19 protein-coding genes are annotated in these 23,831 nt (G+C 64.2%); 10 read left to right on the top strand and 9 right to left on the bottom strand.

Annotated elements, in window-relative coordinates:
* Positions 1 to 187 precede the first annotated feature (187 nt).
* The 5 genes from apbC (at position 188) to PQQ53_RS14640 (ending at position 5,873) form a co-directional block, all read left to right on the top strand.
* Positions 188 to 1,276 carry an iron-sulfur cluster carrier protein ApbC gene (apbC, locus tag PQQ53_RS14660; protein ID WP_408141569.1) on the top strand — a complete coding sequence of 363 codons (1,089 nt, stop codon included), beginning with the start codon at positions 188 to 190 and terminating at the stop codon, positions 1,274 to 1,276.
* Between the two features lie 119 nt (positions 1,277 to 1,395).
* Positions 1,396 to 1,929 (top strand): superoxide dismutase family protein, encoded by a 534-nt coding sequence (locus PQQ53_RS14655; RefSeq protein WP_408141570.1) that lies wholly within the window; start codon positions 1,396 to 1,398, stop codon positions 1,927 to 1,929.
* A 273-nt stretch (positions 1,930 to 2,202) separates the two neighbouring features.
* Positions 2,203 to 2,772 carry a dCTP deaminase gene (gene dcd / locus PQQ53_RS14650; RefSeq protein WP_095417209.1) on the top strand — a complete coding sequence of 190 codons (570 nt, stop codon included), beginning with the start codon at positions 2,203 to 2,205 and terminating at the stop codon, positions 2,770 to 2,772.
* An 87-nt stretch (positions 2,773 to 2,859) separates the two neighbouring features.
* Complete coding sequence (locus PQQ53_RS14645) at positions 2,860 to 5,145, top strand: Orn/Lys/Arg family decarboxylase (protein ID WP_408141571.1); 2,286 nt, start codon at positions 2,860 to 2,862, stop codon at positions 5,143 to 5,145.
* A gap of 2 nt (positions 5,146 to 5,147) precedes the next feature.
* Positions 5,148 to 5,873 (top strand): lysozyme inhibitor LprI family protein, encoded by a 726-nt coding sequence (locus PQQ53_RS14640; RefSeq protein WP_408141572.1) that lies wholly within the window; start codon positions 5,148 to 5,150, stop codon positions 5,871 to 5,873.
* A 30-nt stretch (positions 5,874 to 5,903) separates the two neighbouring features.
* On the opposite strand, the gene PQQ53_RS14635 is transcribed toward PQQ53_RS14640, so the two are convergent.
* The 4 genes from PQQ53_RS14635 to zwf all read right to left on the bottom strand — a co-directional run bounded on the left by PQQ53_RS14635 (position 5,904) and on the right by zwf (position 11,295).
* Complete coding sequence (locus PQQ53_RS14635; RefSeq protein ID WP_408141573.1) at positions 5,904 to 6,830, bottom strand: bestrophin family protein; 927 nt, start codon at positions 6,828 to 6,830, stop codon at positions 5,904 to 5,906.
* Positions 6,831 to 7,023: 193 nt separating this feature from the next.
* Positions 7,024 to 8,940, bottom strand: coding sequence for a bifunctional transcriptional regulator/glucokinase (locus tag PQQ53_RS14630; RefSeq protein ID WP_408141574.1), 1,917 nt, complete (start codon positions 8,938 to 8,940; stop codon positions 7,024 to 7,026).
* Positions 8,918 to 9,649 carry a 6-phosphogluconolactonase gene (pgl, locus tag PQQ53_RS14625; RefSeq protein ID WP_408324587.1) on the bottom strand — a complete coding sequence of 244 codons (732 nt, stop codon included), beginning with the start codon at positions 9,647 to 9,649 and terminating at the stop codon, positions 8,918 to 8,920. Before pgl ends, PQQ53_RS14630 begins: the two co-directional genes overlap by 23 nt.
* A 182-nt stretch (positions 9,650 to 9,831) precedes the next feature.
* A complete protein-coding gene (gene zwf / locus PQQ53_RS14620) occupies positions 9,832 to 11,295 on the bottom strand; it encodes a glucose-6-phosphate dehydrogenase (protein WP_408141576.1) in 1,464 nt (487 codons plus the stop codon).
* 551 nt (positions 11,296 to 11,846) lie between these two features.
* Here zwf and PQQ53_RS14615 point away from each other — a divergent pair.
* From PQQ53_RS14615 to PQQ53_RS14600, 4 genes are all read left to right on the top strand, one after another.
* Positions 11,847 to 13,094, top strand: a complete 1,248-nt coding sequence (locus tag PQQ53_RS14615; RefSeq protein ID WP_168666398.1) for an ABC transporter substrate-binding protein — start codon at positions 11,847 to 11,849, stop codon at positions 13,092 to 13,094.
* Positions 13,095 to 13,288: 194 nt separating this feature from the next.
* Complete coding sequence (locus PQQ53_RS14610; RefSeq protein ID WP_408141577.1) at positions 13,289 to 14,227, top strand: carbohydrate ABC transporter permease; 939 nt, start codon at positions 13,289 to 13,291, stop codon at positions 14,225 to 14,227.
* Complete coding sequence (locus PQQ53_RS14605) at positions 14,217 to 15,074, top strand: carbohydrate ABC transporter permease (RefSeq protein WP_175158601.1); 858 nt, start codon at positions 14,217 to 14,219, stop codon at positions 15,072 to 15,074. Before PQQ53_RS14610 ends, PQQ53_RS14605 begins: the two co-directional genes overlap by 11 nt.
* Before the next feature lie 112 nt (positions 15,075 to 15,186).
* A complete protein-coding gene (locus PQQ53_RS14600; protein ID WP_408324585.1) occupies positions 15,187 to 16,302 on the top strand; it encodes an ABC transporter ATP-binding protein in 1,116 nt (371 codons plus the stop codon).
* 96 nt (positions 16,303 to 16,398) lie between these two features.
* Here the strand turns inward: PQQ53_RS14600 and PQQ53_RS14595 are convergent, their stop codons facing one another.
* The 5 genes from PQQ53_RS14595 to trxB all read right to left on the bottom strand — a co-directional run bounded on the left by PQQ53_RS14595 (position 16,399) and on the right by trxB (position 21,184).
* On the bottom strand, positions 16,399 to 17,316 hold the full coding sequence (locus tag PQQ53_RS14595; RefSeq protein WP_408141579.1) for a LysR family transcriptional regulator: 918 nt from the start codon (positions 17,314 to 17,316) through the stop codon (positions 16,399 to 16,401).
* 245 nt (positions 17,317 to 17,561) lie between these two features.
* Positions 17,562 to 18,221, bottom strand: a complete 660-nt coding sequence (locus PQQ53_RS14590) for a glutathione S-transferase family protein (protein ID WP_408324583.1) — start codon at positions 18,219 to 18,221, stop codon at positions 17,562 to 17,564.
* 240 nt (positions 18,222 to 18,461) lie between these two features.
* Positions 18,462 to 19,082: a trimeric intracellular cation channel family protein gene (locus PQQ53_RS14585; RefSeq protein ID WP_408141735.1), complete on the bottom strand. Its 621-nt coding sequence runs from the start codon at positions 19,080 to 19,082 to the stop codon at positions 18,462 to 18,464.
* A 13-nt stretch (positions 19,083 to 19,095) separates the two neighbouring features.
* On the bottom strand, positions 19,096 to 19,854 hold the full coding sequence (locus PQQ53_RS14580) for a Smr/MutS family protein (RefSeq protein WP_408324582.1): 759 nt from the start codon (positions 19,852 to 19,854) through the stop codon (positions 19,096 to 19,098).
* 328 nt (positions 19,855 to 20,182) lie between these two features.
* Positions 20,183 to 21,184 (bottom strand): thioredoxin-disulfide reductase, encoded by a 1,002-nt coding sequence (trxB, locus tag PQQ53_RS14575; protein WP_408141582.1) that lies wholly within the window; start codon positions 21,182 to 21,184, stop codon positions 20,183 to 20,185.
* A gap of 333 nt (positions 21,185 to 21,517) precedes the next feature.
* On the opposite strand from trxB, the gene PQQ53_RS14570 reads away from it, so the two are divergent.
* Positions 21,518 to 23,824 (top strand): DNA translocase FtsK, encoded by a 2,307-nt coding sequence (locus tag PQQ53_RS14570; RefSeq protein WP_408141583.1) that lies wholly within the window; start codon positions 21,518 to 21,520, stop codon positions 23,822 to 23,824.
* Positions 23,825 to 23,831: the final 7 nt, after the last annotated feature.

Genomic DNA, 23,831 nt, shown 5'->3' with positions numbered 1-23,831 from the left:
CACGGCGTGAGCCACTACAATAGTGGTTGAAGTCACGCAGTGATGCGACCCCATGGCGTTCCGCCTGCCCGAAGGGTGCCCGGGCCGTCTGGATTTCGCAATCCTGCCTAACAATTTCTTTCAAATTCCGGCGCGTGGCCGAAACTTCGATTCCACCGCGCCGTGCGTGTTCCCCCACGGAGTGTTAATGAGTATCGATCGGGCATTGGTCGACGCTGCCCTCGCAGCCGTCACTGACCCCAACACCGGCTTGCCGTATGCGGCCGCCAAGAACATCCGCAACGTCGCCGTGGAAGCTGACGCCGTCAGCCTCCAGGTGGTGCTCGGCTATCCGGCCATGCGTCAGTTCGAAGCGATTCGCGCCCAGTTCGCCGACGCGCTGCGCGCCGTGCCGGGCGTCGTCCATGCGCGTGTCGAGGTGTCCCAGCAAATCGCCGCGCATACCGTACAGCGTGGCGTGAAACTCCTGCCGAACGTCAAGAATATCGTGGCGGTGGCGTCCGGCAAGGGCGGCGTCGGCAAGAGCACGACCGCCGTGAATCTGGCGCTCGCGCTGGCGAGCGAAGGCGCGTCGGTCGGCGTGCTCGACGCGGACATCTACGGCCCGTCGCTGCCGATGATGCTCGGTATCACCGGCCGTCCCGAGTCGCCCGACGACAAGTCGATGAACCCGATGACCGGCCACGGCCTGCAGGCCAGTTCGATCGGCTTTCTGATCGAGCAGGACAATCCGATGGTGTGGCGCGGCCCGATGGCTACTTCCGCGCTCGAACAGCTGCTGCGGCAGACCAACTGGCACGACCTCGACTATCTGATCGTCGACATGCCGCCGGGCACCGGCGACATCCAGCTCACGCTCTCGCAACGCGTACCGGTGACGGGCGCCGTGATCGTCACGACACCGCAGGACATCGCGCTGCTCGACGCGAAGAAGGGTCTCAAGATGTTCGAAAAGGTCGGCATTCCGATCCTCGGCATCGTCGAGAACATGGGGATGCATATCTGCTCGAACTGCGGCCACGAAGAGCATATCTTCGGCGCCGGCGGCGGCGAGCGGATGGGCAAGGAATACGGCGTGGACGTGCTCGGCAGCCTGCCGCTCGACATCGCGATCCGTGAGCAGGCCGACTCGGGCAAGCCCACTGTCGTGGCGGACCCGAACGGGCGCATCGCGGAGATCTATCGCTCGATCGCGCGCAAGGTGGCGATCCATATCGCCGAGCGGGCTCGCGACATGACGTCGAAGTTTCCCAACATCGTCGTGCAGAACACCTGAGCAGCCATTCGGACAAGGGGCCAAGGCGCCTATTTGCGCCTGGTCTCGCGGTATCATGTCGACTTCACAGGTTCGGCTCGGCGGCCGCAGGGGCGCTCGCCGGCCGGCAAGAGGATCGCATGGGAAAACGAATCGACGGGCAGGCGGTGCATATGTTCATCGTCCTGACTGCCAGCTGTGTGCTGTTGAGCGGCTGCAGCGCGTTCCTGAGACCACAGGAAAAGCGTGCCGACGCGCAGTTGCTGCCCACCGTGGGCAATCAGGCGCGCGGCCTCGTGACGTTTATCGAGCGCTCGGACGGCGTGCAGGTCACCTACAACCTCACGGGCTTGCCGCCCAATAGCGACCACGCATTGCAGGTCCACGAACGCGGCGACTGCAATGCCGCCGACGGCTCCAGCGCGGGCCCGATCTTCTCGCCGGCGGCCGAGCGTCTCAAGGTGGGGGCGCGGGTCGAAGGCGACCTCGCCAACATTCATGCGGATGCAAACGGCGTGGCCACCGGCTTCATCGTCGCGCCGGATGTTTCGCTCGACGGCATCCGTTCGGTGTTGCAGCGCGCCGTGCTGCTGCATCGCGATGCGGCTGATCCCTACGCCTACCCACCGCATGGCGCCGGCTCCGCCATCGCCTGCGGCGTGATTCGCCAGTGAGCGGCGAGCCCTTCAGACATTGCCCACGGCAGCATTCTCGTGATCGCGTAAAATAAGCGCCTTCCGTTGGGGCGCCGGGCAAAAATCCTTAGTGGGAGCCGGTGTCGAGCACCCGGTCCCGGAGCGTGGCAAGGCCCGTTCAGGCGGCGCGCAGCGCAGCCCGCGGACCTCGAAGGTGCCGCGAAGTCAGCGCCCCATTACCCGAAAGTCGCCCGGTTCCGCCGGGTTGTTATCCGTCACACACCTGTCATTCACGTCGAGCAGCGTTCACCTATGACCATCAAATCCGACAAGTGGATCCGGCGCATGGCCGCGTCGCACAAGATGATCGAGCCGTTTGCGCCCGATCAGGTTCGCGTCTCCGAAGACGGCCGGAAGATTGTCAGCTACGGCACGTCGAGCTACGGCTACGACATCCGCTGCGCCGACGAATTCAAGATCTTCACGAACATCAATTCGACCATCGTCGATCCGAAGAACTTCGACGAGAAGTCGTTCGTCGATTTCAAGGGCGACGTTTGCATCATCCCGCCGAATTCGTTCGCGCTCGCGCGCACGGTCGAGTACTTCCGCATTCCGCGCAGCGTGCTGACGGTGTGTCTGGGCAAGTCCACGTACGCGCGTTGCGGGATCATCGTCAACGTGACGCCGTTCGAGCCGGAATGGGAAGGCCACGTCACGCTCGAATTCTCGAATACGACACCTTTGCCTGCGAAAATCTACGCGAACGAAGGCGTCGCCCAGGTGCTGTTTTTCGAAAGCGACGAGATTTGTGAAACGTCGTACGCGGATCGCGGCGGCAAATATCAAGGTCAGCACGGCGTCACGTTGCCCAAGACGTGACGTCGGCAGCGCACTGACCCACTGGATACACAGGGTGACCGCTGCTTTTGACAGAATGCAGCGGTCGTTCTTTTTGGAGAATCGCCCATGAAGTTTCGTTTTCCCGTCGTCATCATCGACGAAGATTTCCGCTCCGAGAACATCTCGGGTTCCGGCATCCGGGCTCTGGCCGAAGCTATCGAGAAAGAAGGCGCGGAAGTGCTCGGGTTGACGAGCTATGGCGACCTGACTTCGTTCGCGCAGCAGTCGAGCCGCGCGTCGTGCTTCATCCTGTCGATCGACGACGACGAGCTGCTGCCCTACGTCGACAACGTGGTCGTGGAAGGCGAGACGCCGGAGCTGGCCGCGGCGATCGTCGCGTTGCGCGCGTTCGTGACGGAAGTGCGCCGCCGCAACGCTGACATCCCCATCTTCCTGTACGGCGAAACGCGCACCTCGCGCCACCTGCCGAACGACATCCTGCGCGAGCTGCACGGTTTCATCCACATGTTCGAGGACACGCCGGAGTTCGTCGCGCGCCACATCATCCGCGAGACGAAGGTGTATCTGGACTCGCTCGCGCCGCCGTTTTTCAAGGAACTGGTGCAGTACGCGGAAGAAGGTTCGTACTCGTGGCACTGCCCGGGCCACTCGGGCGGCGTCGCGTTTCTGAAGAGCCCGCTCGGCCAGATGTTCCACCAGTTCTTCGGCGAGAACATGCTGCGCGCCGACGTCTGCAACGCGGTCGACGAACTCGGCCAGCTGCTCGACCACACCGGCCCGGTGGCGGCCTCGGAGCGCAACGCCGCGCGCATCTTCAGCGCCGACCACGTGTTCTTCGTGACCAACGGCACGTCGACCTCGAACAAGATCGTCTGGCACGGCACGGTAGCGCCGGGCGACATCGTGCTGGTGGATCGCAACTGCCACAAGTCGATTCTCCACGCGATCACGATGACCGGCGCGATCCCCGTGTTCCTCACGCCGACGCGCAACAACTTCGGCATCATCGGCCCGATTCCGCGCAGCGAGTTCGAGCCGGAAAACATCCGCAAGAAGATCGAGGCGAATCCGTTCGCGCGCGAAGCGCTCGCGAAGAACCCGGGCCTCAAGCCGCGCATTCTGACGATCACGCAAAGCACGTACGACGGCGTGATCTACAACGTCGAGATGATCAAGGAGATGCTGGGCGACTGGCTCGACACGCTGCACTTCGACGAAGCCTGGCTGCCGCACGCGGAATTCCACGAGTTCTATCAGGACATGCACGCGATCGGCGCGGGCCGTCCGCGCATCGGCGCGATGGTATTCGCGACGCACTCCACGCACAAGCTGCTGGCCGGCATTTCGCAGGCCTCGCAGATCGTCGTGCAGGACTCGAAGAACAGCCGCTTCGACAAGCACCGCTTTAACGAAGCCTATCTGATGCACACGTCCACGAGCCCGCAGTACGCGATCATCGCGTCGTGCGACGTGGCCGCGGCGATGATGGAAGCGCCGGGCGGCCCGGCGCTCGTCGAAGAGTCGATTGCCGAAGCGCTCGACTTCCGCCGCGCGATGACCAAGGTCGACGCCGAATACGGCGATGACTGGTTCTTCAAGGTGTGGGGCCCGGACCAGTTCGCGGAAGAGGGCATCGGCTCGCGCGAAGACTGGATGCTGCGTCCGAACGACGCGTGGCACGGCTTCGGTCCGCTCGCCGAAGGCTTCAACATGCTCGACCCGATCAAGGCGACCATCGTCACGCCGGGTCTGGACATGGACGGCGGCTTCGGCGAGACCGGCATTCCGGCCGCGATCGTCACGAAGTACCTGGCCGAGCACGGCATCATCGTCGAGAAGACCGGGCTGTATTCGTTCTTCATCATGTTCACGATCGGCATCACCAAGGGCCGTTGGAACTCGATGGTCACCGAACTCCAGCAGTTCAAGGACGACTACGACAACAACCAGCCGCTGTGGCGCGTGCTGCCCGAGTTCGTCGCGCATCATCCGATGTACGAGCGCGTCGGCTTGCGCGATCTGTGCCAGCAGATTCACAGCGTCTACCGCGCGAACGACATCGCGCGCCTGACGACCGAGATGTACCTGTCGAGCATGGAGCCGGCGATGAAGCCGTCCGACGCGTTCGCCAAGCTCGCGCATCGCGAGATCGATCGGGTACCGATCGACGAACTCGAAGGCCGCGTCACGTCGATCCTGTTGACGCCGTATCCGCCGGGCATCCCGTTGCTGATTCCGGGCGAGCGCTTCAACAAGACCATCGTCAACTATCTGCGTTTCGCGCGCGAGTTCAATGAGCGCTTCCCGGGTTTCCATACGGACATCCACGGGCTGGTCGGCGAAATGATCAACGGGCGCATCGAATATTTCGTCGATTGCGTTCGCGCCTGACGATGCGAGCTCTGAAGTCCTGGCTGGGTGCCGCTAGCTGGCGGCGCATCGCCGGCGCGCTGATGCTGGCGTCTGCGGCGCTTGTCGGCGCGCTGTCGCCGGCGGCGCATGCCGAGGTCGCGGCCGCCGATCCGATCGACGCGTCGATGCGCTCGTGTCTCGCGCGCAGCGACATGTCGACGACGGTGGGGCAGGTGCAGTGCATGGACAATGCGCGGATCGGCTGGAAGGCCGCGCTGGACAGCGCGTGGCAGCAGCTTCAGGCGAAGTTGCCCTCCGCTCGGCGCAAGCTGTGGGAAAGGAGCCAGACGAGCTGGCTCGCCTCGCGCGAGGCCGAGAAGCAGTTGCTGGCCGCGGTGTTCGCGACGACGCGCGGCACGATGTACGTGCTGGCCGAAGCCGACATGCAGTTGCAGCCGGTGCGCGACCGCGCGCTCGCGCTGCGCAGCGCGGTGGACAAGGCCAGTGGGCCGCCGCCGCCTCGTCCGCGTGCCTGTAGCGCCGACGCGCAATGCGAGCACGCGATGTTCGATCTGAACCGCTACTACCGCCGCTTGCAGTCGAAGATGCCGGTGCATTCGCGTCCCACGCTCGTGCGCGCGCAAAAAGCCTGGACTGCGTATCTCGCCGCCACCACGCCGGTGGTCGACGAACGCGGGCGCATCGACATCATCGGCGCGCGGGTGGCGACGCTCAAGCGGTTGTCGGAGACGGTCGGCAACGACTGAGTGCGCGCATCGCCTGCGCCTCGCACACGGTCAATCGAACAGATAGTCTTCCGCTTGCCGGCTCGACAACGTGCGTGCCGGCTTGCCGTGCAGATCGCGCAGCGCATCCTCGATCATGGTGGACATCGTGTTGAGTGCGAGGTCGTTGTCGTCGGTGCCGAAGGGTTCTTCGAGCTGCGATGCGATGGCTTCGTGCGCCATGAAGGTATAAGCGACGAATACCGCGAACACCGGCGTGAAAACGCCGATGCTGTCGACCAGCCCGAACGGCAGCGACGCGCAGAAGAAATACACCGTACGGTGAATCATCACCGAGTACGCGAACGGTAGTGGTGTCGAGACGATGCGCTCGCATCCGCCGATCACATCCGAAAGTCCGTTCAGGTTCCGGTCGAGGGCAAGCACCGCCATCGGCTCGATAGCGCCTGCCTGCGCCTGGTGCTGCACCCATTCGCCGAGATAGAGCAGCAAGGTCGCCGGCTTGTAGCGCGAGGCGATGACGCGCTCGAACAGCGGCGCGGGCAAGCGCGCGGCGAGATCGTCGTGGGGATCGCTCTTACGAAGCTGGTGGCGCAGCGCGTGAGGCAGCGCACAGAGCGCGGCGAGAAATGCTTCGAGGTCTTCTTTCGGCAACGGCCGGGACGGCAGCGTGAAGACCTGGCGTGTGAGCGAGCGCGACTCGTTCAGCAGCTGGCCCCACAGCTTGCGGGCTTCCCACCAGCGATCGTAGCTGGCGTTGTTGCGAAAGCCGAGGAACACCGCGAGCGCAATGCCGATCAGCGAGAAGGGCGCGGTCGTGTTGAGGTTCAGCGAAATCGGCAGCAGGTGGTCGTGGGCGGCCAGTGCGACGATCGAGATGCAGAAGATCAGCGCGAGCCGCGGTAGCAACTGCGGAAGGACCGAACCCCGCCACGCGAGCAGCATGCGGAACCAATGGAGATGCGGGCGGATGATCATTGGGTTGAGCCGTCGGTCTCGAGCGATAGGGTGTCTATTATCGCTTGTTGTCCGGACGGCGGTGCCGCGCGGGCACGCGTTTCAGAGGCGGACGTGACGCGATGCGGGCGAATAAGCGGGCAACGAAGAGGATGGCCCACGGCGCGCGCATCACATTCGATACGCACCCCGTGGGCCATTCACATTTACCAGCTCAATCGCGGGCCGACGAGGCCGCGCCGTGGCTCAGCCAGTCCAGCACGGCGGTAGCGTCGTCGTCGGCGCCCTCGCGCGCCTTGGCGACCGTCTCGGCGACATCCGCGGCAGGCACCGCGCGACGAATCGCCACGCCGACCGCGAGAATATCGATCATCACCAGATGCAGGATCCGCGAAATCATCGACAACTGCGACTCGCGAATCTCGATGTGATCGGTTTCGAGCGCAACGGTGGCCCGCTTGGCGAGCGGCGTATTGCTCGACGTGATCGCAATCACCTTCGCGCCGGCCTGCATCGCGACATCCAGCACGCGCAGCAGCTCGGGCGCGCGGCCCGACTTCGAGACCGCCACGATCACATCGCCCTTGCCGAGCAGTGCGGCGGAGGCCGCCTGCATGTACAGATCGCCGTACGCAATGGTCGGGATGCCGAAGCGGAAGAACTTGTAGTGCGCGTCCTGCGCGACGATGTTCGAATTGCCGAGCCCGTAGAACTCGATGCGGCGCGCGCCGTTCAACAGATCGATCGCGCGTTCGACCTGATCGAAGTTCAGATGCTCGCGCAACTGCAGAATCGCCGACACGGTGTTGTCCAGCACCTTCGCGCCGAAGTCCGTCGCCGTGTCGCCGAGATGCACCTGGCTGTGGCTCACCGGAATCGTGCCGGTCAAACCGGTCGCGAGCTTCAGCTTGAAATCGGACAGACCCTGGCAGCCGAGCGAACGGCAGAAGCGGATCACCGTGGGCTGACTCACGTCGGCCTTGCGCGCGATATCGACGATCGGATCGTTGATGATCGAGCGCGGATGGTTCAACGCGAGATCGGCGACGCGGCGCTCGGCCGGCGTCAGCGCATCGCGCATCTGGCGAATCCGCTCGAACACCGCCGACGAACTGCCGCCCGCGCGATTCGACAACTGCTCGGCGAGAATCGCGGAGACGCCGAGGAAGGCCGGATATTCCGCGGTAATCACATAGGTCGGCACGCTTTGCAGATACGCCTCGAAGCGGCCCTTCGCTTCGAAGCGCTGGCGAAACGACGAGCGCGCGAAGAATTCGCCGAGGCGCGGCACGACGCCGCCGCCGATGTAGATGCCGCCCAGCGCGCCCAACGTCACCGCGATGTTGCCCGCGAAGGTGCCGAGAATGCCGCAGAACACGTCGACCGATTCGGCCGCGAGCGGCTCGCCGTCCAGCGCGCGCTTGACGATCTCAATCGTGTCGACGTTGGCCGCCACGCGCTTCTTGTCGCGGCCCGCGAGCGCGCGATAAATCACTTCGATGCCGGGTCCCGCGGCCACGCGTTCGAACGACACGTGCGACCACTTCTTGCGCGCGTACTGCAGCACGATGTCTTCACGTTCGTCGGCGGGTGCGAAGGTGGCGTGGCCGCCTTCGCTGCCGAGCGCGATCCAGCGGTCGTCGGCGGGAATCAGGCCCGATACGCCCATGCCGGTGCCCGGCCCGAGCAGGCCGATCACGCTGTTCGGACGACGCGCGCCGCCGCCCACCTGGACGCGTTGAGCGTCGGTGAGGCCCGGCAGCGCCATCGCCAGCGCGGTGAAGTCGTTCACCACCAGCAGCGTGTCGAAGCCGAGCGCGCGGCGCGTCGCTTCGATCGAAAAGCTCCAGTCGTGATTCGTCATGCTCACCTGATCGCCGTCGACCGGGTTGGCAATCGCGATCGCCGCATGATTCACGCGGCCGATTTTGGTGTCCTTCAGATACTTCTTGATGACGTCGGCGACGCCCGGATAGTCCGCACACGGATAGACCTGCACCGAGGCGATTTCGCCCGGGCCCGTCTCCAGCGCGAAGCGCGCATTGGTGCCGCCGATGTCGGCCAGAAGCCTCGGTCCGTCGGCGTGCTGGCCCGCGCCCGGTACAGCCTTAGTTTGCACACCAGTAGACATCGAGTCTCACTCCCTTGTCGTTTGCCAACTGCGAGATGGCATTTTTTTGTAGCGAAGCGGCGGCTGCATTGAGCACGTCCATCTTGCGCGGTCCTGCGATCAGCAAAAACAGGTGCTTCACTTCCTTCAGCGCGGAAAGCGACCAGCTCACGCGCGCATGCGGCGCGCTGCCCGGATGCACGGCGACGAAGCGCTCGGCGGTGGTGATCGCGTGATCCCATTCGGGCGCGTCCGCGAAGATCGACGCGGTGTGGCCGTCCTCGCCCATGCCGAGAATCGCGACGTCGGGCACGGCGCTAAAGCGTGCGTCCGCGTTCAGCGCGGCGACGTGCGCGTGCAGATCCTGCGCGGTGTCGACGAGCGGCCAGAAGGTCGCGTCCTTCGCGGCGTTCTGCAACAGCGTCGCGTGCACCAGCTGCGAATTGCTTGCGCTGTCCGTCTCGGGCACCCAGCGGTCGTCGACCAGCGTCACGGCAATGCGCGACCAGTCGAAGGATTGCGTGGACAACGTTTGCAGGAACGGACGCGGACTGCTGCCGCCGGACACTGCAAGCACGGCGGGGCGTGGGCTAGTAGTGGGCGTGCCGGTAGTGGGCGTGCCGGTAGCGGCCGCCTGTGCGGCAAGCGACGCATGTAACGCGTCGCCAACCGCCTTCGCCAACGCGTCGGATTGGGCGCGTTGATCGTCGAAAGCGTGAAGCTCGATCACTTCTCCTCCGTGCTGCTTTTTTGTTAGATCTGCGGAATCCGCCGTACTGCTCTCGCGCGACGCCTGCCAGTGGGATGACTTGCAGGCGCCTTCGCGATACCGGCGCCATTCCGTTCAGTTCGTCGGTGGGTCTTACCTGGGCGTTGCGTGAGCTTCGCGCGAAGCTTGCGCAACGCCGTGCATCAATTCTCTTCTTCGAGCCAGCAGGTGCCGTGCTGCGCGAGCATCGCGCTCGCCGCGGCCGGTCCCCACGTGCCCGCCGCGTACGGCTTGGGCGGCTTGGTCGAGGTCTTCCATTCGTTCAGGATCGGTTCGACCCAGCGCCATGCGGCTTCCTGCTCGTCGCGCCGCACGAACAGCGCGAGGCGGCCGCGGATCACGTCGAGCAACAGGCGTTGATACGCCTCCATCTGCCCTTCGCGGAAGAACTTGTCGAACGCGAGGTCGAGGTGCACGCTCGCGAGGTTCATGCCTTCGCCGGGTTGCTTCGCGAGGCAGTAGAGGCGAATCGTTTCGTTCGGCTGCAGGCGGATCACCAGACGGTTCGCGCCGGCGCGCAGCGCGGAGGCGCCCAGCGCCGAATGCGGCACCGCGCGGAAATTCACCACGATCTCGGCGACGCGGTCGGCGAGGCGCTTGCCGGTGCGCAGGAAAAACGGCACGCCGGCCCAACGCCAGTTCTCGATCTCGACTTTCAGCGCAACGAAGGTTTCGGTCGTGCTGTCCGGCTTCACGCCCGGTTCGGTCGCGTAGCCCGGCACCGCGGTGCCGCGGATACCGCCGGCATGATACTGGCCGCGCACCGCGACCTTGCCGATCTCGTTCGGATCGATCGGCTTCAGCGCGCGCAGCACGCGCAGCTTTTCGTCGCGGACCGAATCCGAGTCCATCGAGTGAGGCGGCTCCATTGCGACGATCGACAGCAACTGCAGCAAATGGTTTTGCACCATGTCGCGCAATGCGCCGGTGTTGTCGTAGAAGTCGCCGCGCGCTTCGACGCCGAGTTCCTCGGCGATCGTGATCTGGATGCTTTCGACCCACTCGCGGCGCCACAGCGGCTCGAACAGCGCATTGCCGAAGCGCAGCGCGAGCAGGTTCTGCACCGGCTCCTTACCGAGGTAGTGGTCGATCCGGTAGATCTGTTCTTCCGCGAAAATTTCGCCGACCGCGTCGTTGATCGCGTTCGACGACTTCAGGTCGTAGCCGAGCGGTTTCTCCAGCACGATGCGCGCGTTCTCGTTGAGCCCCACCGACGCGAGCGCGTGGCAGATCGGCACGAACAGCGACGGACCCGTGGCCAGATAGAACACGCGGATGCCGGGCAAATCCTGAATGGCGTCGCGCAAGTGCACGAAGTCTTCGGGGTTGCCGAGATCGATCTTCACGAACTCGATGCGCGCGAGGAAGCTCGTCCATGCGGCTTCGTCCACACCGTTCTTCGACACATGCGGCTTGACGTGTTCGTTCACCCACTGCAGATACTCGCCGCGATCCGCCGCATGCCGCGCCACCGCGACGATCTTGCCGCTGTCCGCGAGCATGCCGCCCGCACGGTGCGCTTCAAACAGTGCCGGCAGGATCTTGCGCATCGACAGATCGCCGGTTCCGCCGAAGAGAACGAAGGTGAAGCTTGAATCGGTTTGCATGAGTCTCCGTCGATGTCCTGGTGGCCGCCGCGCTGAGCGCGCAGTGTTCGAAAAGGGCGACCGTAGTCCGATAAAATATTTTTTGACACTGAATTGTAGTTTAACTACAATCCAAATCAAGAGGTAGCGCTAATTCGATGAAAAAAGCGTGCGCTGTTTGGCAACTTGCGCGGTTTTTCGAATCGGCGGGCGTCCCTGCATGTTAATGGACATTGCCTGTCGGCACGTGCCAGCCTGCCCGGCGGCCCTTACGGAAATCCGGGTCGTGGAGCGGCTGGCGGGTGGCTGGCCGGGTTGACTTGCAAGGCACCTCGAGTCTGCCGCGCGCGACGCGGGCAGGCAAAAATCAAAAGAGGAGACAGACAGTTGCATCCCAAACCACTCATCTCTTGAGCTTCTAGCGGCCGGACAACGGTCCGCCGGCACATGCCTTGCGCATGCGCCCGACCGTGCTCGATCGCCCAGTGTTTTGCCTGTTTGAACCAACCACAGCACCCTGGCGACATCAGGGGCCATTTGTTTTTTGTTCAGGTGTCTGGAGGAGATAAGCAATGAAATTTCGCGCGATCATGGGCGCTTTGTGCGCTGCGGGTCTGATGTGTGGCGTCTCGGCGGTGCAGGCTGCCGAGTCGGTCGAAGTGTTGCACTGGTGGACCTCGGGCGGTGAATCGAAAGCCGTCGGCGTCCTCAAGGACGACATGACGAAGCAGGGTTACACGTGGAAGGACTTCGCGGTTGCGGGTGGCGCCGGCGCGGCAGCCATGACGGCTCTGAAGACGCAGGTGATCTCGGGCAATGCGCCGAGCGCCGCGCAGATCAAGGGCCCGCTGATCCAGGACTGGGCTTCGCAGGGCGTGCTGGTGCCGATCGACTCGGTCGCGGGCGACTGGAAGAAGAACCTGCCGCCGGAAATCGACAAGATCATGCACGCGGACGGTCACTATGTCGGCGCACCGTTCGGCGTGCACCGCGTGAACTGGCTGTACATCAACAAGGCGGCACTCGAAAAGGCAGGCGGCAAGGTGCCGACCACGTGGCCTGAGTTCTTCGCGGTGGCCGACAAGATGAAGGCCGCAGGCATCCAGCCGGTCGCGATGGGCGGTCAGCCGTGGCAAGACCTGACGCTGTGGGAAGACGTCGTGCTGTCGCAAGGCGCGGACTTCTACAAGAAGGCGATCGTCGACCTCGACGAGAAGACGCTGACGTCGGAGAAGATGATCGGCGTGTTCGACACGGTCCGCAAGATCCAGGGCTACTTCGACGCGGGCCGTACCGGCCGTGACTGGAACCTCGCCACGGCAATGGTCATCAACGGCAAGGCCGGCATGCAGTTCATGGGCGACTGGGCGAAGGGCGAATTCACCAACGCCGGCAAGAAGTCGGGTTCGGACTTCATCTGCGCGGTCGTACCGGGCACCGACAAGGGCTACACGTTCAACGTCGACTCGTTCGTGTTCTTCCAGCAGAAGGGCCAGAAGGCGGCAACGCCGGGTCAGCTCGCGCTCGCGAAGACGATCATGACGCCGGAGTTCCAGGAGCAGTTCAGCCTGAACAAGGGGTCGATCCCGGTGCGTCTCGGTGTGCCGATGGACAAGTTCGACGACTGCGCGAAGAAGTCGTACGCGGATGAACAGGTCGCGATCAAGGCGGGCGGCTATGTGCCGTCGCTGGCTCACGGCATGGCGCAACCGGATGCAGCAGCCGGCGCGATCTCCGACGTGGTCACGAAGTTCATGAACTCGCAGCAGGATTCGAAGAGCGCGGTCCAGGCGCTCGCGAAGGCAGCGAAGACCAAGTAAGCGAAGCGGCACGCCCGGTGGCTTCCTGAGGAAGCGCCGGGCGTGTTCTTCGGGCTGCCGGCTGCCGCGCGTGCGTTGCGTGCGGCTTGCAGGCGGCTTCACCCTGGTTTCATAGAGTCACACCTATGCCGTCGCCGCCTCGCGTCATTCGTGCGCGAGCATCCCGGCGGTACAGTTTCAGCAGGAGTCGAGTAGTGACTGCTTCTATCAGCGGAAACGGGAAAACGGCCAGCGCCGCCCGCCGCGCGTCGCCCATGGCGGCCCTTGCCGATCGCTGGATTCCGAAGCTGGTGCTCGCACCCAGCGTCGTGATCAGCCTGATCTTCGTGTATGGCTTCATCGCAATCACCGGTTTTCTGTCGCTGTCCACGTCCCGGTTGATGCCCAAGTATGAATTCGCCGGTCTCGATCGCTACCGGGAACTGTTCGACAACGACGTGTTCTGGACGTCGGCGGCCAACCTCGGCTGGTTCGGCATTCCGTTCATCGCGATCTGTATCGGCCTGGGTCTCTTTCTCGCGATCCTGCTCGATCAGCAGATCCGCAACGAAGGCGCATTGCGCGCCGTGTTCCTGTACCCGATGGCGCTCTCGTTCATCGTGACGGGTACGGCATGGCAATGGATCATGACGCCGAGCGTCGGCCTCGAAAAGGTGTTCCACGACTGGGGCTGGACGAGCTTCTCGTTCAGTTGGCTCGGCGATCCGGACCGGGCGATTTTCTGCGTCGTGATCGCGGCGGTATGGCAATCCACCGGCTTCGTGATGGCGCTGTTCCTCGCGGGCCTGCGTGGCGTCGACGGTGAAATCTTCAAGGCCGCGCAGATGGACGGCGCGAACCTGCCCACCATCTACCGCAAGATCGTGATTCCGAGTATGCGCCCGGTGTTCTTCTCCGTGCTGCTGATTCTTTGCCACATCACCATCAAGACCTTCGACCTGGTCGTCGCGTTGACCGCGGGCGGTCCGGGCACGTCGTCGTCGCTGCCGGCTATCTTCATGTACACGTTTTCGTTCAATCGCGGGCAGCTCGGCGTCGGCGCGGCATCGTCGATGATGATGCTCGCCACCGTTGTGGCCGTGCTCGTGCCGCTGATGTACCTGGAATCGAGGAGCACCCGCAATGCAGCCTAAGATGACGATCAGCCGTGCCGTCATTTACGCGGCCCTGATTCTGTTCGCCCTGTATTTCCTGTTCCCGCTGTACGTGATGCTGTCGACGTCCTTCAAGGACATCGACCAGCTGCGCACCGGCAACCTGCTCACGCCGCCCACGCACTGGAGTATCGATCCGTGGATCAAGGCATGGAGCGGCGCCTGTACCGGCGTGCGTTGCGACGGTATGCAGCCGTTCTTCATGAACTCGGTGCGCATGGTGATTCCCGCCGTGCTGATCTCGTCGATCATCGGCGCGTTCAACGGTTATGTGCTCACGCACTGGCGCTTTCGCGGCGCGGACCCGATCTTCACGATGCTGCTGGTCGGCTGCTTCATTCCGTTCCAGGCGATCCTGCTGCCGATGGCGCGCTTCGAAGGCATGATGGGCCTGTCGAACACGACGACCGGTCTGGTGCTGGTGCACGTGATCTACGGTATCGCGTTCACCACGATGTTCTTCCGCAACTTCTATGTGAGCATTCCGGCTGAACTCGTGAAGGCGGCGCGCATCGACGGCGCGGGTTTCTTCACGATCTTCACGAAGATCCTGCTGCCGGTGTCGCTGCCGATTTTCATGGTGTGCCTGATCTGGCAATTCACGCAGATCTGGAATGACTTCCTGTTCGGGATCGTGTTCTCCGGCGTCGATTCGATGCCGATCACGGTGGCGCTGAACAACCTCGTGAACACCTCGACCGGCGTGAAGGAATACAACGTGGACATGGCCGGCGCGATCATCGCCGCGTTGCCGACCTTGCTGGTCTACATCATCGCCGGACGCTATTTCGTGCGCGGCCTGACGGCCGGCGCGGTCAAGGGCTAAACCCCGGGCCGCGGGCCAAACCATCCGAGCGCGGCGGCGCTTCAAGAGAAAAGCGCCGCCGTCACCCGACAAGACGTTTTCAGGCAGTACCAGAGACAAGAGGATTCACAGCATGGCAAGCCTTTCCATCCGTGACGTGTACAAGACCTACCCGAACGGGGTGCCGGTTCTGAAGGGTGTCAACATCGACATCGAAGACGGCCAGTTCCTGATTCTGGTCGGCGGCTCGGGCTGCGGTAAGTCGACGCTGCTCAACATGATCGCGGGCCTCGAGACCGTGACCAAGGGCGAGATCCAGATCGACGGCAAGACGGTCAACAACCTGTCGCCGAAAGATCGCGATATCGCGATGGTATTCCAGTCGTACGCGCTGTATCCGTCGATGACGGTGCGCGAGAACATCTCGTTCGGCCTGAACATCCGCAAGGTGCCGAAGCAGGAGCAGGCGCAGATCGTCGATCGCGTGTCGAACACGCTGCAGATCACGCACCTGCTCGACCGCAAGCCGGGTCAGCTGTCCGGCGGCCAGCGTCAGCGCGTGGCGATGGGCCGCGCGCTCGCGCGCGATCCGGTGATGTTCCTGTTCGACGAGCCGCTGTCGAACCTCGACGCGAAACTGCGTATCGAGATGCGTTCGGAAATCAAGCTGCTGCATCAGCGCCTCGGCACGACGATCGTCTACGTGACGCACGATCAGATCGAAGCAATGACGCTCGGCGACCGCATTGCGGTGATGAAGGACGGCATCGTGCAGCAGTTCGGCGCGCCGCAGGAAATCTATGACTCGCCGTCGAATCTGTTCGTGGCCGGCTTCATCGGCGCGCCGCCGATGAACTTCATTCAAGGCAAGCTGGTGGAGCAGGGCGCGGGCGTCGGCATCGAACTGGATACGGGCGTTGCCCGCAAGGTGTTGAACCTGCCGTTCGACTCGGCGAAGGTGAAGTCGCACGTTGGCCGCGAAGTGATTCTCGGCCTGCGCCCGGAGCGCATCACCGACGCGCGCGGCGCGCATGGCGACAACGCGCAACTGCAGCCGATCGAAGTGAAGGTCGACGTGATCGAGCCGACCGGCCCGGACACGCTGGTGTTCGCGCAGGTCAACGGCAAGCGCATCGTGAGCCGTGTGCACCCGGCGTCGAATCCGCAGCCGCTGACGAACACGACGCTGCTGTTCGATACGTCGAAGGCGGTGCTGTTCGATCCGTCGAACGAAGAGCGGATTGCCTGAGGCGAGTGCTTCGCCGCGTAGTCTGACGCTTTAAAAAAAGCCCCATGCGTTTCGTTACGCATGGGGCTTTGTTTTGGGCGCCTGCTTTGTCGCGGCTCACGCGTCCGGGATGCGCAGGTCCGGGTTGTTACGCGACAATTCGCTGACCCAGTCGATGAACGCGCGCAGCCGTGAACTCAGATTGCGGCGGTGCGCGTAGAGGATCGACAGCGGTGTGCCGGGGCTCGTGTAGTTGGTGAGGATCTCTTTCAGCGCGCCTTGCCTGATCAAGTCGGCGACCATGAAGCGCGACGGCTGGATGATGCCGTGGCCGAGCGCGCCCGCGCCGATGTAGACCGAACCGTCGTTGACCGCGAGCACGCTTTTCAGCGTTACCTTGGCGATCTCGCCGTCCACCTGGTATTCGAACGGGAAGGTCCGGCCGGTGCGCGCGGACACGTAGTTGACGGCGCGATGTTCCGCGAGTTCTTCGAGCGTGGTCGGCGTGCCGTACTTCTCCAGATAGGCGGGCGACGCGCACGTGACGATGCGCGCCTCGCCGATGCGTTTCGCGACGAGGCTCGATTCCTCCGGCGTGCCCATGCGGATCACGCAATCCACGCCGTCCTGGATCAGATCGATGTTGCGATCCGCGAGCCCGAGCCGCACGTCGATCTCCGGGTATTGCCGGTAGAAGTCGTCGAGCGCGGGCAGCAGCAGTGCGCGGGCAAGCGTGCCGGACGTATCGACGCGGATCGTGCCGGCCGGATTTTCGCGCTTGTTCGACAGCGACGATTCGGCATCGGCGACTTCGGCGAGGATCTGCACGCAGCGCTCGTAGAACGCCGCGCCATCGTCGGTGACGCTCACCTGGCGCGTCGAGCGATTCAGCAGGCGCACGCCGACGTGCTCCTCCAGCGCCTGGATCGTGCGGCTGACTTTGGCGCGGGGCAGGTCGAGCGATTCGGATACCTTGGTGAAGCTGTTCGCCTCGACCACACGCGTAAATATCTCCATCGCTTCGAAACGGTCCATGGTGTGCCTTATGAGTGATGGCCGGAAGTGGCTTTTGATGTGGAGTTTACAGGGTGGAAATATTGTTGTCGCGATGGGGGGGCGCGGTGTTGCGCGCCTCTGTCGGGGCGGATTCCGGCCGAGGGCCCCGGATGGGCGGGCGAGGCAGCCTGTTCGCGGGTTGCGCCAGGCCGCCTCGCACGGCGCACGGCAGATTGCGCCGGTGCGCGCGCAGGCTCGCGTGCGTGAGTGCCGCTCAGTCGCTGTCAGTCACGCTCGGGCGCGCCGAGCGGAAACAACGGACGATACGGCCGCGCTTCGTCGACCGCGCGTGCGAACGACGGCCTTGCCAGCAGCCGCTGACGGTAGGCCCGCACATGCGCGAAGGCGGGATCGATCGGATGCGTCCAGTCGGCGTAGAAGAGAAACGGTGCGGCGCCGCAGTCGGCGAGGCTGAAGGTGCCGCCGGCGGCCCATTCGCGTTCGGCCATCACCTTGTCGAGCCAGCCGTAGGCAGTGTCGAGCATCGCCCGCGCGTCGGCCACCGCGTGCGGATCGCGCTCCGGCTCGGGGCGCATGTGGTCGTAGACGATCTTTTGCTGCGGCGTCGAGACGTAGTTGTCGAAGAAGCGGTCCATGCTGCGCACTTCCAGCGCGGCGCGGGCGTCGGGGGGCAAGAGCGGCACAGGCCCCGGGTGATACAGGCCGAGATATTCGATGATGATGCTCGCCTCGACCACGGTCCGCTCGCCGTCCACCAGCACCGGAAAGCGCTTGATCGGCCAAAGCGCGGCGAACTCCGCCATGATCGGCGGATCGTCGTGAGCCAGCAGGCGCAGCTCGAACGGTGTGCGGTTTTCGTAAAGCGCCGTCAGGGCCTTCTGGCAGTACGAAGAGAACGGGTGGGCATAAAGCTTCAGGGGCATCGCAGTCACCTTTGACGGTTGCAGGGTGCGCCGTGGCGCAGCGACGGCCAAAAGGGCCGCTTACCTCACGACGAACGACGCGGGTGAAAATCGACAGTCATGGGCGAGGGTTGCGGTGCGGTGGGCGTCGCGGCTGCGCCCGTCACGGTGAGTACCGCAGGTGCGCCGAACGCCACTCACTGCGCGAACGGCCGCTTACGCAGCCACGCTCGACGCCAGAACACCCATCCCGTTTCGCGCTCAATGCGGCAAGCGCACATCGAACCGGTACGTCACCAGCCGTGCGAGCAGAATAAACGCGGTCGCGATCAACACGCTATACACGGTGTCGAGGTTCACATAGTCCAGCAACACGTACAGCCAGCAGCCGACGAACGCACAGGTCGCGTAGGGCCGTGAATCGCGCAGGATCAGCGGCACCTCGTTGCACAGCACGTCGCGGATCACGCCGCCGAACACCCCCGTGAGCACGCCCATCATCACCGACGTGAACCACGGCATTTGCGCGTCGTGCGCGATCGACGTGCCCGCGATACTGAACAGGCCCAGCCCGATGGCATCGGCCACCAGCAGCACCCGCTCGGAGAGCAGGCGCGAGGTCATCTTCAACAGCGTGGGCGCGAACAGGGCCATCACGAAGATCGCGATCAGATAAGCCTGATGCTCGACCCAGTAGAAGGGCCGGCGCTCCAGCAGCACGTCGCGCAACGTGCCGCCGCCGAACGCCGTGGCGATCGCCACGAGGAAGGTGCCTACCGCGTCGAGCCGGCGGCTGCGGGCTTCGATGAACCCGGAAATGGCGTACGCGAAAATAGCCAGCGCCTCCATGATGGTCAGCGCCAGCGTCAGCCTCGGATGGATCACAGTGACTCCGTCAGGGCTTGGCGTGAGGCGGCAACGCGCCCGGCTGCAGCAGCACGACCACCGCGCCGGCGCCGCCGTCGTGCGCACGCGCCTGACAGAACGCGATCACCTCGGACTTCTGCACGAGCCACGCGCGCACCTTGCCCTTCAGCACCGGCTCCTTGCCGATCGATCCCAGGCCTTTGCCGTGAATCACGCGCAAACAGCGCAAGCCCCGTTTCACCGATTCGCGGATGAACTCGGCAAGCGCCTCGCGCGCTTCGTCGCGCCGCATCCCATGCAGGTCGATTTGCGCCTGCACGATCCAGTCGCCGCGCCGCAGTTTGCGCACGACTTCCTGGCTGACGCCGGGTCGGCAATAGGAAAGCGTTTCGTCGGTTTCGAGCAGCACTTCGGGGTCGAACTCGTCGGAAATCGCTTCGTGCAGGACGGCTTCTTCGTCGAGCAGGGTTTGCACCGGCAGCGGCGGCGGGGGATTGCGCGGCAAGCTCGCGCGCGGGGCAGACACGAGCGGGGCCACCGAACCGATCTCGCGGCGAAACAGATCGGCATCCGCTGAGGCTTCGCGCTGCGCCGCCGCAGCCGCCGCGCGTTCGCGCTCGCGGCGTTGCGTATCGACCTTCAATGCGTCGCGCAATGCGCCGAGTCCGGCGAGACCCGCGGCGGGATCGAGCTTCGGCTTGGCAGCGGGGGCGGCCGGCTCGGGCGCGGGCGTGGCGACGGCGCGCGCGCGCTTCGGTTCGCTTGGATGGGGCTGATTCTTCGGCATATCGGTAATACACGCAGAAAATGTGGATCGGTCGCGCGACGGTATTTTTAGGGGCTGCGAAACGGGTAGTGAGCTTGGCGTGCGGTGAAGAGTGGACGCATCAGCGGATGCACTGCAAATCGGGCCGCCGGGCGCGACGCAAACAGGGTGGTGCTGCCGCATTGCAAAGCTTTGCATACCCGCAAGGCAAACCCACCCCCACCCCACCCGCCTGAACGCAAAAAAGGCCGCCGGCTTTTCAGCCGCGGCCTTCTCTGAAGCAAGTGGCCGGGTTACGCCCAGCCGCTATTTTACCGTCGCGCCAAACGTCGCAGTTCGGCGCCGCCGATTAACGCTCGGCTTCCTGGCTCATCGCATGCTCGCCGGCCATCTCGTTGATGGTTTCCAGATAGCGTTGCGCGTCCAGTGCCGCCATACAGCCGGTGCCCGCGCTGGTGATCGCCTGACGGTACACGTGGTCCTGCACGTCGCCCGCGGCGAACACGCCCGGCACGCTGGTGGCGGTCGCGAAACCGTTCAGACCACCCTTGGTGATGATGTAGCCGTTCTTCATCTCCAACTGGCCCGCGAAAATGTCCGTATTCGGCTTGTGGCCGATCGCGACGAACAGGCCTTGCAGTGCGATGTCGGTGGATTCGCCGGTTTGCGTGTGCTTGATGCGCAGGCCCGTCACGCCGGACTGGTCGCCGGTCACTTCGTCGAGCGTGTGGTTCCACTTGATCTCGACGACGCCTTCCTTTTCCTTCGCCAGCAGCCGGTCGATCAGGATCGGCTCGGCGCGGAACTTGTCGCGGCGATGGATCACGGTCACTTTCTTTGCGATGCCGGCCAGGTACAGCGCTTCTTCGACCGCGGTATTGCCGCCGCCGATCACGGCCACGTGCTGCTGCTTGTAGAAGAAGCCGTCGCAGGTCGCGCAAGCCGACACGCCTTTGCCCATGAACGCTTCTTCGGACGGCAGGCCGAGGTACTGCGCCGATGCGCCGGTCGAGATGATCAGCGAGTCGCAGGTATATTCGCCCGAATCGCCGATCAGGCGAATCGGCTTCTCATCCAGCTTGGCCGTATGGATGTGGTCGAAAATGATTTCGGTGTTGAAGCGCTCTGCATGCTCCAGGAAGCGCGCCATCAATTCCGGGCCTTGCACGCCGTTGGCGTCGGCGGGCCAGTTTTCGACGTCGGTCGTGGTCATCAGCTGGCCGCCCTGGGCCAGACCCGTGACGAGCACCGGCGCGAGATTGGCGCGCGCCGCGTAGACCGCAGCCGTGTAGCCGGCGGGGCCGGAACCGAGAATCAGAACCTTGGCGTGTTTCGTTGAAGTTGCGGGCATGATTGAATCCTTGTACGGCGCCGGGCTCGCCCATGCGAGGCCGTGCGACTTAAGCTGTAACTGTAGATGGGTGCCAGTGCGGCATTATAAAGGTCGGGGCGCGAGGCTGCTCCATGAAGCTTTCCGATCGCCGCGATAGCGCCGTGGCCCATTCGGGGTGCCGCTCTGTGGCCAATTGGCCAAGTTACCGTCATTTACAGCCTTGCGCGGGACAGTGCGTTTACAATAGCCCGGATCGACGTTTCCGGTCGCCGGGATCGGACCCGAAGCCACGCTGGGCGTGGCTCTGGCCGCGCTTCCGGTCGGCAACCGGCTACCCACGCAACAGGATCAATGGCAAAAGCTCCCTATTCCGCGAGCGCGCAGGCGTTGCCGCACCGCATGTCGCGCCTTTTCACCGAAATCCGCTGGATCCTGCAGGTGGCGCTCGGCGTGTTCCTGCTCATGGCACTCGTCAGCTACAGCAGGCGCGACCCGAGCTGGACCCACGCCGCGCAGGTCGACCATATCTCCAACTGGGCGGGCCGCGTCGGCGCGTGGACCTCGGACATCCTGCTGCTGCTGTTCGGCCTGTCTGCCTACTGGTGGATCGTGCTGCTCGGCCGCCACATTTCCCGCAACTACAAGCGCATCACGCGTCACGAAGACGAGCAGGACGACGCGCCGCGCGGCGTGAGCTGGCTCGCGGATGCGTTCGCGTTCCTGCTCGTGCTGCTCGCGTGCAACGGCATCGAAGCGCTGCGCATGTGGTCGCTCAAAGTGCAGTTGCCGCGCGCGCCGGGCGGCGTGGTCGGCGAGGCCGTCGCGCGTGGGGTGTCGCATGCGCTGGGCTTTACCGGCGGCACGCTCGCGTTGCTGATCGCGCTCGCAATCGGCTTGTCGCTGTATTTCCGTTTCTCGTGGCTGTCGGTGTCGGAGAAAGTCGGCGAGTCGATCATTTCGGCGGTGACTTTCGCGAAGCTGCGCCGCGAGGCCGGCCGCGACCGCAAGCTCGGCGAAGCGGCGGCGGTGAAGCGCGAAGGCAAGGTCGAGAAGGGCCGTGTGCGGATCGAGGAGCACGAGCCGGTCGTGATCGTGCCGCCGGTCGTCACGCCGGCCAAATCGGAGCGCGTCGAGAAGGAACGGCAAGTGCCGCTCTTCACCGACCTGCCGGGCGACTCCACGTTGCCGCCCATTTCGCTGCTCGACCCCGCGCCCGCCGCGCAGGAATCCATCTCCGCGGACACGCTGGAATTCACGTCGCGTCTGATCGAGAAAAAGCTCAAGGACTTCGGCGTCGAGGTGAGCGTGGTGGCCGCCTATCCGGGGCCGGTCGTCACGCGCTATGAAATCGAACCGGCCACCGGCGTGAAGGGCAGCCAGATCGTCAATCTGGCGAAGGATCTCGCGCGTTCGCTGTCGCTCGTGTCGATCCGCGTGGTCGAAACGATTCCGGGCAAGAACTTCATGGCGCTGGAGTTACCGAACCAGCGCCGCCAGACCGTGAGCCTGTCGGAGATTCTCGGCTCGGCGGTCTATGCGGACGCCGCCTCGCCGCTGACCATGGGTCTCGGCAAGGACATCGGCGGCAAGCCGGTATGCGCCGACCTCGCGAAAATGCCGCACCTGCTGGTGGCGGGCACCACCGGTTCGGGCAAATCGGTGGGCATCAACGCGATGATCCTGTCGCTGCTCTACAAGGCGAGCGCCGAACAGGTCCGCATGATCCTGATCGATCCGAAGATGCTCGAAATGAGCGTCTACGAAGGTATTCCGCATCTGCTGTGTCCGGTCGTGACGGACATGCGCCAGGCCGGCCACGCGCTGAACTGGGCGGTCGCCGAAATGGAGCGCCGCTACAAGCTGATGAGCAAGCTCGGCGTGCGCAACCTCGCCGGCTACAACAACAAGATCGACGAAGCCGCCAAGCGCGAAGAGAAGCTGCCGAATCCGTTCAGCCTCACGCCGGACGAGCCGGAGCCGCTCACGCGCCTGCCGAACATCGTCGTCGTGATCGATGAACTGGCCGACCTGATGATGGTGGTCGGCAAGAAGGTCGAAGAGCTGATCGCGCGGATCGCGCAGAAGGCGCGCGCGGCCGGCATCCATTTGATTCTCGCCACGCAGCGTCCGTCGGTCGACGTGATCACCGGCCTGATCAAGGCCAACGTGCCGACGCGGATGGCCTTCCAGGTATCGTCGAAGATCGACTCGCGGACCATTCTCGACCAGCAGGGCGCGGAATCGCTGCTCGGCATGGGCGACATGCTCTATCTGCCGCCGGGCAGCGGCTTGCCGGTGCGGGTGCACGGCGCGTTCGTCTCGGACGAAGAAGTGCACCGCGTCGTCGACAAACTCAAGGAGCAGGGCGAGCCGAACTACATCGAGGGCATTCTCGAAGGCGGCGTGACCGGCGAGGGCGACGAAGGCTCGGCGGGAACCGGATCTGCCGATGGCGAGTCGGACCCGTTATACGACCAGGCGGTCGACGTGGTGCTGAAGAACCGTCGCGCGTCGATCTCACTGGTGCAGCGGCATTTGCGCATCGGCTACAACCGGGCGGCGCGTCTGCTCGAGCAGATGGAAAACTCAGGCGTGGTGTCGGCGATGTCGTCGAACGGCAACCGCGAGATTCTGGCGCCGGCACGGGAGGCGGAATAGGCGGACG

It is taken from the genome of Paraburkholderia strydomiana (assembly GCF_046030495.1).
Taxonomy (GTDB): domain Bacteria; phylum Pseudomonadota; class Gammaproteobacteria; order Burkholderiales; family Burkholderiaceae; genus Paraburkholderia; species Paraburkholderia strydomiana_A.
The sequence above is the reverse complement of the archived record's forward strand: the minus strand, read 5'-3'. Positions and strand labels throughout refer to the sequence as shown.

Excerpts from the sequence above, each read along its gene's own strand:
- apbC (WP_408141569.1), top strand. The coding sequence starts at position 188 with ATGAGTATCGATCGGGCATTGGTCGACGCTGCCCTCGCAGCCGTCACT.
- PQQ53_RS14655 (WP_408141570.1), top strand. The coding sequence starts at position 1,396 with ATGGGAAAACGAATCGACGGGCAGGCGGTGCATATGTTCATCGTCCTG.
- dcd (WP_095417209.1), top strand. The coding sequence starts at position 2,203 with ATGACCATCAAATCCGACAAGTGGATCCGGCGCATGGCCGCGTCGCAC.
- PQQ53_RS14645 (WP_408141571.1), top strand. The coding sequence starts at position 2,860 with ATGAAGTTTCGTTTTCCCGTCGTCATCATCGACGAAGATTTCCGCTCC.
- PQQ53_RS14640 (WP_408141572.1), top strand. The coding sequence starts at position 5,148 with ATGCGAGCTCTGAAGTCCTGGCTGGGTGCCGCTAGCTGGCGGCGCATC.
- PQQ53_RS14635 (WP_408141573.1), bottom strand. The coding sequence starts at position 6,830 with ATGATCATCCGCCCGCATCTCCATTGGTTCCGCATGCTGCTCGCGTGG.
- PQQ53_RS14630 (WP_408141574.1), bottom strand. The coding sequence starts at position 8,940 with ATGTCTACTGGTGTGCAAACTAAGGCTGTACCGGGCGCGGGCCAGCAC.
- zwf (WP_408141576.1), bottom strand. The coding sequence starts at position 11,295 with ATGCAAACCGATTCAAGCTTCACCTTCGTTCTCTTCGGCGGAACCGGC.
- PQQ53_RS14615 (WP_168666398.1), top strand. The coding sequence starts at position 11,847 with ATGAAATTTCGCGCGATCATGGGCGCTTTGTGCGCTGCGGGTCTGATG.
- PQQ53_RS14605 (WP_175158601.1), top strand. The coding sequence starts at position 14,217 with ATGCAGCCTAAGATGACGATCAGCCGTGCCGTCATTTACGCGGCCCTG.
- PQQ53_RS14600 (WP_408324585.1), top strand. The coding sequence starts at position 15,187 with ATGGCAAGCCTTTCCATCCGTGACGTGTACAAGACCTACCCGAACGGG.
- PQQ53_RS14595 (WP_408141579.1), bottom strand. The coding sequence starts at position 17,316 with ATGGACCGTTTCGAAGCGATGGAGATATTTACGCGTGTGGTCGAGGCG.
- PQQ53_RS14590 (WP_408324583.1), bottom strand. The coding sequence starts at position 18,221 with ATGCCCCTGAAGCTTTATGCCCACCCGTTCTCTTCGTACTGCCAGAAG.
- PQQ53_RS14580 (WP_408324582.1), bottom strand. The coding sequence starts at position 19,854 with ATGCCGAAGAATCAGCCCCATCCAAGCGAACCGAAGCGCGCGCGCGCC.
- trxB (WP_408141582.1), bottom strand. The coding sequence starts at position 21,184 with ATGCCCGCAACTTCAACGAAACACGCCAAGGTTCTGATTCTCGGTTCC.
- PQQ53_RS14570 (WP_408141583.1), top strand. The coding sequence starts at position 21,518 with ATGGCAAAAGCTCCCTATTCCGCGAGCGCGCAGGCGTTGCCGCACCGC.